This is a genomic window from Pseudomonas sp. LAMO17WK12:I5, from assembly GCF_900215165.1.
GTDB lineage: Bacteria > Pseudomonadota > Gammaproteobacteria > Pseudomonadales > Pseudomonadaceae > Aquipseudomonas > Aquipseudomonas putida_A.
Genome location: NZ_OBDS01000018.1, coordinates 1 through 14,706, shown reverse-complemented (window position 1 = coordinate 14,706; position 14,706 = coordinate 1). Strand labels below are relative to the sequence as shown.

The window sequence follows — 14,706 nt, the reverse complement described above, 5'->3', positions numbered from 1 at the left end:
CTCAGCGCAGGTTGATGGTGGTGTTCACGCCGTCGTTGACGCTGTCGTCATCGAACCAGCGCGCCGTAACCGTTTTGGTCTGGGTGTAGAACTGCACCACTTGCTTGCCGTACGGGCCGAGGTCGCCGAGTTTCGAACCACGGGAACCGGTGAAGCTGAAGAACGGCACCGGCACTGGAATCGGGATGTTGATACCGACCTGGCCGACGTCGATTTCACTCTGGAATTTGCGCGCCGCTGCACCGCTCTGGGTGAACAGGCCCGTTCCGTTGCCGAACGGGTTGGCGTTGACCAGTGCGATGGCCTGATCGAGGGTGTCGACTTCCAGCACCACCAGCACCGGGCCGAAGATTTCCTGGGTATAGATCTGCATGTCGGTGGTCACGCCCGAGAACAGGGTCGGGCCGACGAAGTTGCCCTGCTCGTAACCCGGCACCTTGATGTCGCGACCATCGAGTTCAAGCTTGGCGCCTTCCTTGATGCCGCTTTCGATCAGATCGAGAATCCGCGCCTTGGCTTTCTTCGAGATCACCGGGCCGACATCGGTGCCCGCCTCGCTGCCGGCGTTGACCTTGAGTTTCTGCGCCAGCGCTTTCAGATCCGGCAGCCACTGTTTCGCCGCACCGACCAGCACCACCACCGAGGTGGCCATGCAGCGTTGCCCTGCCGCACCGAAACCGGCGCCGACCAAGGCATTCAGCGCTTGCTCGCGATTGGCGTCCGGCAGCACCACGGCATGGTTCTTCGCACCCATCATCGATTGCACGCGTTTGCCGTGCTTGCCAGCCAGGTCGTAAACGTGCGTACCGACGGCGGTCGAACCAACGAACGACACCGCTTTGATGTCCTTGTGGGTGCACAGACCGTCGACGACGTCCTTGCCACCGTGCACGACGTTGAGCACGCCCGCCGGAACGCCCGCCTTGATCGCCAGCTCCACCAACAGCATGGTCGACAGCGGATCCTGCTCCGAAGGCTTGAGCACAAAGGTGTTGCCGCAGGCGATCGCCATCGGGAACATCCACAGCGGAATCATCGCCGGGAAGTTGAACGGGGTGATGCCGGCGCACACGCCGATTGGCTGGCGCAGGGTGTAGGTATCGACGCCGCCGGCCACGTTTTCGGCGAACTCGCCCATTTGCAGGGTGCCGATGGAACAGGCGTGTTCGACCACTTCCAGGCCACGGAAAATATCGCCCTCGGCGTCGGCAATGGTCTTGCCCTGCTCGGCGCTCAGCACCACGGCGATGCGTTTGGAGTGCTCGCGGATCAGTGCCTGCAGCTTGAGCATGATGCGCATCCGCGCGCCGATCGGGGTCAGTTTCCAGGTCTGGAAGGCGCGGTGGGCGGCACTGATGGCAGCATCGACTTCAGCGGCAGTGGCGAACGGAACCTTGGCCAGCACTTGCTGGGTCGCCGGGTTGACGATGTCGTGCCACTCGGTGGTCTGCGATTCGACCCACTCGCCGTCGATCAGCAACTTGACCTTCTGGACCGTGGTTTCGTTGGGCGTAAGCGATGCGTTCATGCTGGTCTCCGAAACTTGTTTTTATCGTAGGAGCCAAGGCGAAAGGGTTCGCCTTGAGATGAGGCGTGTGTCACGAATTGGTTGTCGGACTGTTTTTGGAGTATAGATGTGCAAACTTCTAATAAGAACGCACATATAAGCCCGTCCATCATGCAAAAAAACATCACCTCCCTGGGGTCGCTGAACTGGGACGACCTGAAGTTTTTCCTCGAAGTCGCCCGTACCCGCAAGGCCAGCACCGCGGCCAAACGGCTCGCCGTCGACTACACCACCGTGTCGCGGCGCATCAGTTCGCTGGAAGCGGCATTGGGTACGTTGCTGTTCGAAAAATCGCGCACCAGCGGTTTTGTCCTGACCACTGAAGGCCAGCGTTTGCTGGGCTATGCCGAGTCGATCGAAAGCACGTTGCACATGGCTTGCGAGCAGGTCTCGGGCTCTGGTGTGGCGCTGTCGGGGCATGTGCGTATGGGCTGCACCGAAGGTTTCGGCAGCTTTTTCATCACCCCGCAGTTGAGCCACTTCGTCGACGCCTACCCGGCGATCTCGGTGGACATCCTGCCGCTGCCGCACTTCATCAGCCTGTCCAAGCGCGAGGCCGATATCGTCATCGCTTTGGAACGCCCGGAGCACGGCCCGTACGTGTGCTGCAAACTCTGCGACTACCGCTTGCAGCTGTACGCGACCCAGGACTACCTCGATCAACACCCACCGATCCGCCGCCCGGCCGATTTGGGCAAGCATCAATTCATCAGTTACGTGGATGACCTGGCGTTCAGTTCGGAGCTGCTGTACCTGGCGAACGTTCTGCCCGGCGCCAGCGCAAACCTGCGCAGCACCAGCGTGATCGCGCAGTTCGTCGCGGCGCAGCAAGGGCGTTCACTGGCGATTCTGCCGTGCTTCCTCGCGGCGCAGGATCCGCGCCTGCTGCCGGTGCTGCCCGAAGAAATCGACATCACCCGGCAGTTCTGGATGTACTGCCGGGAGGATCTCAGGAAATTGAAGCGGATCACCCTATTGTGGGATTACATCCGTGAGGTGACCGAGCGCAATCAGGGTCTGCTGATGGGGCAGACCCGCGAGATGCGGTTTGCCGATTAATCGGCGCTGACCACAATCGACACCCGGCGATTTTCGGTGCGTCCGGCGGCAGTGTCATTGGACGCCACCGGCTCGCTGCTGCCCAGTCCGCGCAGCTGAATGTTCTCTTCCTTCATACCGACGGTGGTCAGCACTTTGGCCACGCTTTTGGCCCGACGCAGCGACAGTTGCTGGTTGTAGGTTTCCTTGCCCGAGGCATCGGTATGACCGTCGACCCGCACCCGCTCGATACCGACGCCGAGCAGTGCCTTGCCGATGCGTTCGACGATTTCGGTGCTCTGGTTGTTCAGGCTTTCGATATCGCTGCCAAACAGCACTTTGCCGGACAGGCCAAACTCCCAGCCCTCGTCGGTCGCTTCGAAGCCTTGTTGTTTTAGGACGGCGATCTGCGCCGGGGTCAGGCCTTTCTGCGGTGCGGTCTGGCACCCGGTCAGCGCCAGTACGGCGATCATCAGCAAGGCGGAAAACAGTCGAGCGGGAAATGTGAACACGGGAATCAGCTCCTGGTTTGCAGATTGACGACCGGGCTCTCCGACCCGGCAGTAAATTGAGCGCCACGCGACAGGCGCTTGGCCTGATACATCGCGGCGTCGGCGGCGTTGAGCAAGGCACCTGGCGTGGCGCCATGATCGGGGAAAACCGCAATGCCGATACTGAGCGACGTCACCACACTGGTGTCGCCCGGCAGCGCGATGGGCATGTCCATGCTGGCGAGAATCTTGTCGGCAATGCGCTCGGCGTCCTCGATCTTGTGCAGCGGCGCGAGCAGTACGGCGAACTCGTCGCCGCCGAGCCGCGCCACCAGATCCTCTTCACGCAGTTGCGCGCGGATCCGATTGGCGACCGCCACCAGCACCGCGTCGCCAGCGGCGTGACCGAAGTTGTCATTGATGCCTTTGAAGCGGTCGCTGTCGAGAAACAGCACCGCCACCCGCTCATTGAGCTTGCCGGCGTTGCGCAAGGCGCGAATCAATCGCCCCTCGAAAAACGCCCGGTTGGGCAAACCGGTGAGGCTGTCGTGGCTGGCCTGATGGGCGAGGGTTTCGTTCTCGCTTTGCAGATGGGTCTGCCAGGATTCGAGTTCGTCGAGCAGGGCATTGAAGTCGTTGCCGAGGTTGTCGAGCTCGGCGATCTGCGCCGGTGGTACCCGGCGATCCAGCGCACGCTCGCTGCGGGCGGCATGAGCCACCGCCGCGAGGCTGCGAAGCGGGCCGGTAATGCTGCGCAGCTGTCGGCGCGCCAGATACAGCGCGACCCAGGCACTGATTGCGGTGCAGAGAATGATCCCCGCCAGACCGCTGAGCAAGAAGCGCATCAGGCTACCGCCGTGACCGACCAGCAGGATGCGTCCGATTTCACGATCCTGATGCACGATCGGCAGGCTGATCGGCTTTTCCAGAATGGTCCGGGCAGCCTGCATTTCCAGTTGGGAAAACAGACCGTTTTCGGGCCGCTGCCAACGCGCCAGCAACTGCCCCTGTGTGTCGAACACCTGGGCATCCGCCACCTCTTCGGTGGACGCGATCAAGGCCAGCGCTTCGGTGGCGGCGTCCTTATCGTTGAACACCACCGCCGCTTCCACGGTGTAGCTGATCGAACGTGCAATCAGATGCAGGTTGTGATCGGCGTACACCCGCAGCGCGAGAACGCCCAGCAGGGTCAGCGACACGCTGGCCATCGTCACGGCCACCAGCGCGACAATCAAATGGCCGCGGCCGATGACCGAGCCCAGTGTCGGGCGGCTCCTGGAACGAAACAGCTTCATGGTGCCGCCGGTTTGCGGCGCGACAACTGCAGTACGCTTGGGTGGATGCGTACGCCGCTGCGGGCGACGGAGTCGAGATTGACCTCGAAGGAAACCTGCTGATCGCCGACCCGCAGGCAGAACAGGCTGCCGACCGTGCACTGATCGCCACCTTCGCTGATGCTCAGCACCGGATGGCCGATCAATGAGGTGAACAGCCGACTGCGTTCATCTGCGGTGAGTTTGCCGATGTACACCGCATCGCATTCGCTGACGATCGCCGGGTTGTCGGCCAGCAGTCGGCGCACAGCGACCGGACGACCAGTGGCTTGCGTGGTGCCTTTGACCAGGTCATCGGTGTATTCGGTGGGGCCGACGATGCACAGGCGCAATTGTGCGGGTTCCACCGGCCAGCGCGCGTAACTGAGGATGCCCAGCACAACCTGCGTCACCGACTGGGCACGCTGCTCGGCCATGCCCACCGGCGTCTGTGCCTGCGCCATGGCGGCGCCGGTCAGCAAACAGAGCAGACCGACAAGCAATGCGTGCTTGCAGCGAACCACGCGCTCTGTCGCCCAGACAGCCACCTTCATGCAGGGATTCTCTTGGATCGTACCGAAATGATGCCGCAACGATAGCACAGCGCAGTAACACCAGCGAGACAGCAGCTGCTGACCAGATGGTCAATAATCGGCGCCGAACATCAGGTTATTTCATTCCCGAACCTCGCCACCTTCTTCCAGTTCCAGCATCAATCCGCTCAGGCGCTTGACCTTGCGCTGCACCGCCTCTTCAAACACGCCGGCCCGGGGCTCGATCAAAGTGAACCAGTGTTTGGCCCGGGTAATACCGGTATAGATCAATTCCTTGGTCAACACCGGATTCAAGGCGTCCGGCAGGACCAGCGCGGTGTGGGCGAACTCGGAGCCCTGGGATTTGTGCACCGTCATCGCGTACACCGTTTCCACATCGTTGAGCCGGCTCGGCAGCACGAAACGCACACCGCCCTGCCCGTCGTTACGCGGAAAGGCCACGCGCAGCACCGGTTTGCCGGCGTCCGGGCCTTCGCGCTCGGGCAACTTGAGGGCAATGCCAATATCGCCGTTCATCAGACCCAGACCGTAATCGTTGCGGGTCATCAGCACCGGCCGGCCTTCATACCATTGCTGGTCATGCTCGATCAGGCGTGCCTTGAGCAGCGTTTCGGTGATCCGCAGATTCAACCCTTCAACGCCCCAAGGCCCCTTGCGCACAGCACACAACAACTGGAAGGTGTCGAACGCCTGCAGCACTTCCCGCGCCCAGTTGATCCAGTCCGGATGCTCCAGCGGTCTTTCCGCTGGCGGGCGTTGTTGGCGCAGGATATTCAGATAGTGGCGATAACCCTTTGGACCTTCCCCATGACCGTCGAGCAGCAGCCGCTCGAACGTGTGATCGTGTTCGCCCTTGAGCGGCAGGGAAAACACGTCATCATAGTGACCGGCCGCCAGCAACTGGCGCGCCTCCTCCGGCAACTGCTGATTGACCCGCCGCGCCAGCTGACCGATGCCGCTGCCTTCACCGAAGCGTCGGGAATGGCGCAGCATCACCAGTTGCTGCGCCAGCGGATGCGAGCCGTCGCGGTCCTCGTGCAAGCCACTGTCCTGCAAGGACTCTCCACTGACCGACTCCAGCCACCGCCGGGTCTGCGGGTTGTACCAGCCTGCCTCGGCATCGCGGCACAGATCGCCGAGCACCGCCCCGGCCTCTACGGAGGCGAGTTGATCCTTGTCACCGAGCAACACCAGACGCGCATGCGCCGGCAACGCATCGAGCAGGTTAGCCATCATTTCCAGGTCGATCATGGAAGCTTCATCGACCACCAGCACGTCCAGCGGCAAGCGGTTGCCGGCATGGTGGCGGAAGTGTCGGGTGCCGGGCCGGCTGCCCAACAAACGATGGACAGTGGTCACGTCGCAGGGGATCTTCTCGCGCACGTCTTCGGTGACTTTCAGCGACTGCACTTGCTGGCTGATGGACTCGGTCAACCGCGCAGCAGCCTTGCCGGTGGGCGCCGCCAGACGAATGCGCAACGGCTGACCGGCTTCCACCGCCGGCGCCTGAAGCAGCGCGAGCAGACGCACCACCGTGGTGGTTTTGCCAGTTCCCGGGCCGCCCGTGATGATGCTGAAGGCTCCCCGAGTGGCAAGCGCGCAGGCGAGTTTCTGCCAGTCGATCACTGCTCCGGGCCCGGCGGGGCCGAACAATTCATCGAGACGTTGGGGCAAGTCATCCGGCGGCGTTTCGCCTTGGGCCAGACGTGTGCGTAACGCCGCATCGATACGCCGCTCATAGGCCCAGTAGCGCCGCAGGTACAGACGCTTGCCGGACAGCACCAACGGTCGCTGATGCGCCGCTTCGCTATTGTCCGCAGCCAGTGCAACCAGAGCGCTGCTCGCCAGCACCTTGCACCAATGGGCGCCATTCAGCGTTTCAAGCAACTGCGACGGCAGGAGCAAGACATCACTTTGCTCATCGCCTTCAGGAGGTAAAGACAGGGCGAAATCCGGGGCCTTGAGGGTTTCGAACAGGTCGAGGCAGACATGTCCGTGACCCAGTTGATGGCTGGTCAGTGCGGCAGCGAGCAACACGAGTGGATCGGACTGGGGTGCGAGTTCGTACAGAAAACCGATAAAGGCCTTGTCCAGCGAACGAAGCCAGCCTCGCTCGACCCAGCGTTCCAGCAAGATCAGCAGATCCGAGGCACTGGTCAGTGGCGCCAGGCTCGACGGGTTGTCGATAGCCGATGACAGATCGGCGAAGGTACGGCTCATAGCAGGACTCCCTGTTCCCATGCGGGTTCGGCCTTGGGTTCCGGCTTACCCTGGAAAAGGCGATCCAGGCGCTCGATCAGTTCGCGCGGCGGCCGCGCAAAATACACGCCGCGACTGTCTGCCCGGGTCCCCCGCAGAAACACATACAACGCACCACCGACATGCCGATCGTAATCGTAGTCAGGCAACCGCGCCTTCAGTTGCCGATGCAACGCCAGCAGATACAACACGTATTGCAAGTCGTAGCGGTTGTCGAGGATCGAGCGCTCCATGGCTTGCTCGGTATAGGCTGCATCGTCGACACCCAGCCAGTTGGATTTGTAGTCGGCCACGTAGTAGCGCCCCTCGTGTTCGAAGGTCAGGTCGATGAAGCCTTTGAACATGCCGTTGAGCTGTACTGGCTCGGCGGCCACTCGTGCCACGCCGTTGTGGGTGTACTGGCGCACCCACTCATCGAGTTTGAGAACATCGACCTTGTGGCTGGCGAACCAGAACTCCATCTCGACGCGATACTGTCTGAGTTGCTCGAGAACCACCGGAGGCTGTCCGCCACCTGCTGGCAGCGGCGACTTGAGCAAGTGTTGCAGCCAGTCACTCAGCGTAGTGATCCACCCCTCCCAACCGCGCAGGTTGCAGCGTCGGCCAATCGCATCCTTGAGCGTTTCAAAAGGAACGGCAAAACCTTCGTCTCCGGCCCATTCGAGAAGACCATGAAGAAAGGTTCCTGGATTCGGACCGCGAGGAAAACGATGAATATCGGCGCCACCGGCCACGATCTCGCGTGGCGCATCCGGGTCGAGACGCTCATCATCAAACAGCTTTTGCGCTTGTGGACTGTCCGGCGCCTCATCGCTGCCCACGCTCAACACGTCACTGATGCGCAAAGCACTGTAGGAGGCAATCCACCAGTTTTCGCTGGCCTTGCGCTTGGGCACCAATGTAGCGCTAAGGATCGCTTCGTTACGCTCGGGCCGGTAGATCTCCTGAGTGGCTTGAGGCAACTCCCCCAAACTGATGGCCGCGCATTTCTGTTGCAAATCCTGCAGCCAGCGGCTCAGACCGGTTGACTCATCCAGCCTTGCGCCGCCACCCAGGAGATAGCCAAGCGCCGAAAGATGAAGCACCGAACCGTTGTTATTACCGCGTTTGAGGTCCGTGACACCCAGCCAGCAGGCATGTTGCGCGCGAGTCAGGGCGACGTAGAGCAGACGCAGGTCCTCGGCCAGACGCTCGTCATCCGCCAGGGCGATCAATTCGGCGGTCGGCTTCAGTGTCACCTGGGCTTTGCCGGAGGCATCGTGGTAATGCAGTGGCAAGCGACTGCCATCCACCGGTTTTGCCGAGCAGATGAACGGCAGGAACACCAGTGGATACTCAAGCCCCTTGGACTTGTGAATGGTCACGACCTTGACCAATTGCTCGTCACTCTCCAGACGCAGTATCTGCTCTTCGCCGGCCTGACCGGACAACGCCAGAAGCTCGGCCAGATGACGAATCAGCGCTTGCTCGCCATCAAGCTCAGCGGCAGCCTGCTGCATCAGTTCCGACAAGTGCAAAAGGTTGGTCAGTACCCGCTCGCCATCACTGCGCGCGATCAGCGTTTGCGGCAGGTGAAAGTCGTGCAGCAGGCGCCGTAACATCGGCAACACACCTTGCTTGCGCCACAGTTCGCGATAACCACGAAACTGCATGACCCGGGCTTCCCAGACCAACTCGTCCTGATTCAAACGTTCCAGTTCAGCCAACGGCAGATTGAGGGTGATGCAAGCCAGCGCAGCCTTCAGAGAGCGCTCGACATCCGGCTCCGCGCAGGCCTTGAGCCAGGAGAGCAGGTCATGCGCTTCCTGGGCGGCGAACACCGAGTCCTTGTCCGACAGGTAAACGCTGCGCACGCCACGGGCCGCGAGTTCTGCGCGTACGGCTTGGGCCTCTTTGCCGTCGCGTACCAGAATCGCAATGTCAGAGGGTCGCAAGCCTCTGAAGTCTTCTGCGTCGCGGACAAATCCCGCCGCACCGGTTTGCCCGCCATTGAGCAACGCGGTGATTTCGCTGGCACAGGCCGCCGCCAATTGCTGGCGATAGACCGCGCCTGACAGCGGCTGATCCGTCGACAGGTGCCAGACATTCAGTGCCGCGACATCGTGCCCGGCAATCTGCAGCCGCTCTTTACGCCCCTGAGACTCAACAGGCTGGAACGGCACCGGGTTTTCCCCGGTTTTTTCCCGAAACAAAAACGCGCCGCGTCCCTGCTCGCGGGACTCGGCGCGCTCGAATACGTGATTGACCGCGTTGACCATGCCATGGCTGGAGCGGAAGTTGGTGCCCAGCGTATGCAGGCGGCCGGCAGTGGCCTGACGCGCACGCAGGTAGGTGTAGATATCGGCGCCACGGAACGCGTAGATCGCCTGCTTGGGGTCACCGATCAGGAACAGGCCGGTATCCGGACTGTTGTCCTCGATGCGGTAGATGCTCTCGAAAATCCGGTATTGCACCGGGTCGGTGTCCTGAAACTCATCGATCAGAGCAACCGGAAACTGCTCGCGGATCACCGCAGCAAGGCGCTCGCCGCTGTCGGATTGCAACGCCGCATCGAGGCGCAACAGCATGTCGTCGAAACCCATTTCCGCACGACGACGCTTCTCTTCCTCAAAACGCGCGCCCACCCATCTCGCCGCATGTTGCAATACGGCGGCATCGGGGGTGGGAAGCGCGTCGAGGCTCGACTTGAGCCCCGGCATCGCGTCGAGACCCGGATGACTCGGTGCCTGGCCCTTCCAGGCTTCGGCCATTCCGTCAGGGGTCAATCGGGTGAAACCGGTGCCGATGTCCAGTTGCTCCATGGCCTCGTCTTCGGCCCACGCCTTGAGTTTCTCGAACCAGGGCTCGAAGTAGCGCGCCTGCATCTTGCGTCCGTCGACGGCTTTGCTCGCAACGCCTTCGTGACAGATCACCAGCAGCTCATCGGCCCACTGACGCCACGGCATCTTCAGCTCGAGCAACGCGGCACGCCGTTCTTGCAGACACTCATTGATCAATTCTGCAGGGGCCTTGCCGTCATCACTGTCGCGCTCACTGCCAAACAGGCCGCGCACTCGTGGCAACAACGCTGCCGGCCCGCCCCAGTTAGCGCGAACCCAGTTCAGCGCGTCGCCCTGCATCGGGTAACAGAACAGTCGCCAGTAATCGCGCAGTACTTCACCGAGCAGATCGCTGTGATCGGTTTCCAGGGACTGGGTAAACAGGCTGCCGCTGTCGAACGCGTGTTCGCGCAGCATGCGCTGGCACCAACTGTGGATGGTGGAGACGGCCGCTTCATCCATCCATTGCGCGGCGATGTCCAGGCGATTGGCGCAACCGGGCCACTGTGCCGGGTCAAACTGCTCGCGCAGCTCGGCAATCAAGCCATCCGGCGCCGGGGTTTCTTCACGGAAAAACCGCGCAGCCTCGGCCAGCCGCGTACGGATTCTTTCACGCAGCTCCTTGGTGGCGGCATCGGTGAAGGTCACCACGAGAATCTGCGGGGGCAGCAATTCACGGCCGAAGCCGCTCGATTCGCCGCCGTGGCCAAGGATCAGCCGCAGATAGAGAGCAGAAATGGTAAAGGTCTTGCCGGTACCCGCACTGGCTTCGATGAGTTGACTGCCGTGCAGTGGGAAGGCCAGAGCCAGCGGTGTTTTGGTACTCATGCGCGTGCCCCTTCGCTGGCCAACGAGCGCCATGGCGCTTCAAACAGGGGGCGATACAACGCGTCGCACCAACCGGAGAATGTTTCGTCGGCACTCAATGCGTCAAAGTCAGCAAATTGGCGTGACAGCGCAGGGCTTTCACGGCGCTCACCTTCACTGGTCTGGCCGTCACCTTCGTAGGCTTTTCTGGCAGCCGCCTCAGCCTTGAGCGGATCAGTCTGCGCAAGCCAGGCGAAGGCCGTCTTGACCGCGATCGGCAGCGGCTGGCGCATGCCGGCCTGCCAGGCGAGCAGCAGATCACCCAGAAAACGAACCGCTCGGTCCTTCTCCGTCGGCTCAAGCAGCAGCGTATCGTCACTCGCCACCAGTGCCGTGGTCAGGATAAGTCCGCTGGCGCAGGCCACCAGGTGATTGACCCACGGCTTGATCAACCGATGCCATTTTCGACTTTTGATCGAGCCGATGCTGTTGGGAATGGTCGTGACCGACAACACGCCACCGTCAGCGCGTTGATGCAAACCGGCGAGCCAGCCTTCAACACGCACGCCCTGCAACTCAAGACTGACCGGGAGCGCGCTGGTCAATGGTGTCGGCCATAACGCCAGAAGGTGTTGGTAACGTTGCAGCAAGTCAGGTAACGGCTCGATCAACTCTCGTTGCAGGCATTCGCCGAAGCCGGCCATGGGCAGCAATCCGCTGTTTTGCAAACGCCGCGCCTGATCTTCGAGTGCCCGTTTGATATTGTCCGGCTGCCGGAGCGCGGCTTCGAGCAGGCTATCGCTCAGTGTGTAGCGTTGCAATGCGTCCAGCACGAACGGTTCTTCGTCAGCCAGGGGCGCCTCGGCGGCCTCGAAGTACACTTTGAGGCGCTGCGTGAAAAAGTGCCGGACCGGGTTACGCAAGAAATCCTGCAGCAGAGCCAGACTCAGCGGCTCCTCCTGAACATGGGGCGCGAGTAGCTCCGTCTCATGTTGTGGCGCATGCACCTGGTGCAAAACCTGCCATTCACGGGCATAACTGAATAGTTGATCGCCGTCATGGAAATAGCGCGAACTGAACGGTTGCAGGGGATGCTCCTCGGTCATGGAGGTCAACAGATCCTGATGCTCATCGAGCGACCGCCAGCCACTGGCGAGGTGATCGCGCAACTGCCCGATCAGCACTGAAGCAGGCCGTTCACTGTTGTCGCGAATGCTGCGTCCGACCCAACTGATGTACAGCTGATCGCGCGCAGACAGGAGCGCCTCGAGCAACAGATAGCGATCGTCTTCACGCCGGGAACGGTCCCCTGGCCGGTAGTCACTGCCCATGAGGTCGAAATCCAGCGGGGGTTGCGCCCGGGGATAATCGCCATCGTTCATCCCCAGCAAACAGACAAGCTTGAACGGGATCGCCCGCATGGGCATCAGCGTGCAAAAGTTTACTGCGCCGGCGAGAAAACGCTGGGACAGACGCCCCTGATCCAGCCCCGCGAGCCAGGCTTCGCGAACCACCGTCAGCGGCAATTCATCGACCAACCCAACGGATTCACAGGTCTGCAGCCAGGTTTCGCGCAACTCCTCAAGTTGCGTGAGCAGATAATCGTCGTGCTCGTTACTGGCCTTGAAAAACAGCTGCATCAGGATTTGCAGGCGCTGGCCCCACACCTTGGGCTGAGCGACTTGAGTGAGTTCGTGATGGGCCAGCTCCAATGCATCGAGCAGGGCAACCAACGGACCGATCAACGCAGCATCCAGACCACCGATTTCATCGTAGGGTTCGATACCGGCACAGGCGCTGGAGCTGCCGACGGCGTACCCCAGCAACATTCGCCGCAGACCGAAATGCCAGCTGTTCTGTTCAAGCTCATCCGGCAAGCCCAGGCCCGCACGTTGCCCGGCGTTCATTCCCCAGCGCACGCCTGCTCCTTCGATCCAGCGATGCAAAGTAGGCAAATCACGCTCTTGCACGCCAAAACGGGCGCGCAACGCAGGGACGTCGAGCAAATCGAGGATCTCGCTCACCGGGAAACGACTATCGGGCAGCTTCAGCAGGTGCTCGACAGCAATCAGCAACGGATCGCGGCCCCGCTGGCCCTGGTCGGCCAAGGTAAATGGAATGAAGCGTGGATCATGTCGATCCAGTTGCCCGAACACCGCCCGAATATGCGGCGCATAGCTGTCGATGTCCGGCACCATCACAATTACATCTCGTGGGCGCAGATCCGGATTGGCGCTGAAGCGTGCGAGTAACTGGTCGTGAAGGATTTCCACTTCGCGCTGGGCACTGTGGGCTATGTGGAAGCGGATCGACCCATCCTGCGTCAAGTCAACGGCAGGCCAGCGCTCACGCGTTTCATTGAGTGGCCGCAACTCGAGGATGTCGTCCTGAAGTTGGTTGAGCATGTTATGTGGCTGATTTTCGCTGAACAGATCAATGCGCCCGTCACGAAACGCCGCGCGATAGCTGTTGGGGTCATCGTAACTGTCGAGCAGGTTGATATAGTCGCGGCCTTGCTTGCCCCAGGCGGCGAGCAGCGGATGAGCATGTTGGTGCAACGTTTCAGGATCGAGTACGACCGGCATGCCGTTCTTGCGGCTCTGACGCTTGTATTGATGACGCAGCAGATCCTTGTCGGCGACGATATCGGCCCAGTGGTGTCGGCAAGGGTTGTGTACACACAACAGCACCTGACTGAAACGTGCGAGTCCGGCCAACGCTTCAAGCACCTGGGCGGGCAACGAGGATATACCGAACACGATCACCCGCGAGGGTAGTCCTGCTGGTGCATGTTCGAGGGAATTTATGCACTCGATAAATCGTTGATGAACACCGGCGCGGCTCTGGGCCATGCCTTGCTCACCGACATCTTCCAAAAGAGCACGCCACAATTCAGCCTGCCAGCAACTTACTGGAGGCAGTGGCTTTATCTCGCCTCGAACATTACGTAACTGATGCCGGCCCTCGGCCCAATCTTCGAGCCAGTCGGCCCGATACACCTGATATTGGTCAAACAGGTCTGCCAGGCGCTCGGACAACTGGTAGCGCTTGCGCAAGTCGGTGTCATGGGTGAGGAAGCGTTGTAGCGGTTCGAAATGGGGGCGATCAATCACTTGCGGCAACAGGCGCATCAGCCGCCAGGTCAGGGGAGCTTTGTCGAGCAAGGATGTGGCGGGGATTTCGTCTCGGCCCAACACCATACGGTAGAGCTGCCACATGAAACTGCCTGGAAGCTGCACATCGATGGCAGCGGCTATTCCGCAACCACCGAGATCGTCCTCTTCAGGATCTTCTGCCAATGCCAGCTTGAGCCATTGGGCGATACCGTTGCTTTGGACCAGAGCGATTTCATTCTCCAAGGGAGCCAATGGGTAGCGCCGCATGATGCTGACCACCAGGCTGCGCAGCTCGTCCAGGCTATTGCTCTGGACCACCATGAATGCAGCGTTGAGGGACGAGGCGTCCGGCATAAAAGCTTCCTTGGAAAAGTACAAAAGCCAAGGCAGAACCTTAGCACTGTCGGCAGGCTGTGACAGCCGGAAGGGCCTACCGCATGCTGTAGGAACTTTCCTGCGGGCAAAACAAAACCCCAACTGCTTTCGCAATTGGGGTTTCGGAATTTAATCTTGACGATGACCTACTCTCACATGGGGAAACCCCACACTACCATCGGCGATGCATCGTTTCACTTCTGAGTTCGGGATGGGATCAGGTGGTTCCAACGCTCTATGGTCGTCAAGAAATTCGGGTACTGACTCGTGACCAACTGGCCTCGCTTCAGCAAATCGGGTATGTGATACAGGTGTTTGTGAGCATCGCGAACTTTCGGTTCATTGCGTCTTCACACACCGCAATCTG

At 61.0% G+C, this 14,706-nt stretch carries 8 protein-coding genes and 1 rRNA gene; 1 reads left to right on the top strand and 8 read right to left on the bottom strand.

Annotated elements, in window-relative coordinates:
• Position 1 precedes the first annotated feature (1 nt).
• On the bottom strand, positions 2–1,528 hold the full coding sequence (locus CRO59_RS27035; protein ID WP_097090439.1) for a CoA-acylating methylmalonate-semialdehyde dehydrogenase: 1,527 nt from the start codon (positions 1,526–1,528) through the stop codon (positions 2–4).
• A gap of 150 nt (positions 1,529–1,678) precedes the next feature.
• On the opposite strand from CRO59_RS27035, the gene CRO59_RS27030 reads away from it, so the two are divergent.
• The gene (locus CRO59_RS27030; protein WP_007962101.1) at positions 1,679–2,626 is read left to right on the top strand and encodes a LysR family transcriptional regulator; all 948 of its coding nucleotides are present in this window, start codon (positions 1,679–1,681) and stop codon (positions 2,624–2,626) included.
• Here CRO59_RS27030 and CRO59_RS27025 read toward each other — a convergent pair.
• The 7 genes from CRO59_RS27025 to rrf all read right to left on the bottom strand — a co-directional run bounded on the left by CRO59_RS27025 (position 2,623) and on the right by rrf (position 14,588).
• A complete protein-coding gene (locus tag CRO59_RS27025) occupies positions 2,623–3,078 on the bottom strand; it encodes an OmpA family protein (protein ID WP_171061906.1) in 456 nt (151 codons plus the stop codon). The genes CRO59_RS27030 and CRO59_RS27025 overlap by 4 nt on opposite strands.
• A gap of 44 nt (positions 3,079–3,122) precedes the next feature.
• Positions 3,123–4,391, bottom strand: a complete 1,269-nt coding sequence (locus tag CRO59_RS27020) for a diguanylate cyclase domain-containing protein (protein WP_097090438.1) — start codon at positions 4,389–4,391, stop codon at positions 3,123–3,125.
• Positions 4,388–4,963, bottom strand: coding sequence for a YfiR family protein (locus CRO59_RS27015; protein ID WP_027614152.1), 576 nt, complete (start codon positions 4,961–4,963; stop codon positions 4,388–4,390). Before CRO59_RS27015 ends, CRO59_RS27020 begins: the two co-directional genes overlap by 4 nt.
• A 120-nt stretch (positions 4,964–5,083) precedes the next feature.
• The gene (gene recD / locus CRO59_RS27010; RefSeq protein WP_097090437.1) at positions 5,084–7,183 is read right to left on the bottom strand and encodes an exodeoxyribonuclease V subunit alpha; all 2,100 of its coding nucleotides are present in this window, start codon (positions 7,181–7,183) and stop codon (positions 5,084–5,086) included.
• The gene (recB, locus tag CRO59_RS27005) at positions 7,180–10,869 is read right to left on the bottom strand and encodes an exodeoxyribonuclease V subunit beta (protein WP_097090436.1); all 3,690 of its coding nucleotides are present in this window, start codon (positions 10,867–10,869) and stop codon (positions 7,180–7,182) included. Before recB ends, recD begins: the two co-directional genes overlap by 4 nt.
• The gene (gene recC / locus CRO59_RS27000; RefSeq protein ID WP_097090435.1) at positions 10,866–14,318 is read right to left on the bottom strand and encodes an exodeoxyribonuclease V subunit gamma; all 3,453 of its coding nucleotides are present in this window, start codon (positions 14,316–14,318) and stop codon (positions 10,866–10,868) included. The genes recB and recC overlap by 4 nt, the downstream gene beginning before the upstream one ends.
• Positions 14,319–14,472: 154 nt before the next feature.
• A 5S ribosomal RNA gene (gene rrf, locus CRO59_RS26995) occupies positions 14,473–14,588 on the bottom strand.
• Positions 14,589–14,706 lie beyond the last annotated feature (118 nt).

What these genes read in the sequence shown, in the direction of transcription:
- CRO59_RS27035 (WP_097090439.1), bottom strand. Translation starts at nt 1,528, where the DNA reads ATGAACGCATCGCTTACGCCCAACGAAACCACGGTCCAGAAGGTCAAG.
- CRO59_RS27030 (WP_007962101.1), top strand. Translation starts at nt 1,679, where the DNA reads ATGCAAAAAAACATCACCTCCCTGGGGTCGCTGAACTGGGACGACCTG.
- CRO59_RS27025 (WP_171061906.1), bottom strand. Translation starts at nt 3,078, where the DNA reads ATGATCGCCGTACTGGCGCTGACCGGGTGCCAGACCGCACCGCAGAAA.
- CRO59_RS27020 (WP_097090438.1), bottom strand. Translation starts at nt 4,391, where the DNA reads ATGAAGCTGTTTCGTTCCAGGAGCCGCCCGACACTGGGCTCGGTCATC.
- CRO59_RS27015 (WP_027614152.1), bottom strand. Translation starts at nt 4,963, where the DNA reads ATGAAGGTGGCTGTCTGGGCGACAGAGCGCGTGGTTCGCTGCAAGCAC.
- recD (WP_097090437.1), bottom strand. Translation starts at nt 7,183, where the DNA reads ATGAGCCGTACCTTCGCCGATCTGTCATCGGCTATCGACAACCCGTCG.
- recB (WP_097090436.1), bottom strand. Translation starts at nt 10,869, where the DNA reads ATGAGTACCAAAACACCGCTGGCTCTGGCCTTCCCACTGCACGGCAGT.
- recC (WP_097090435.1), bottom strand. Translation starts at nt 14,318, where the DNA reads ATGCCGGACGCCTCGTCCCTCAACGCTGCATTCATGGTGGTCCAGAGC.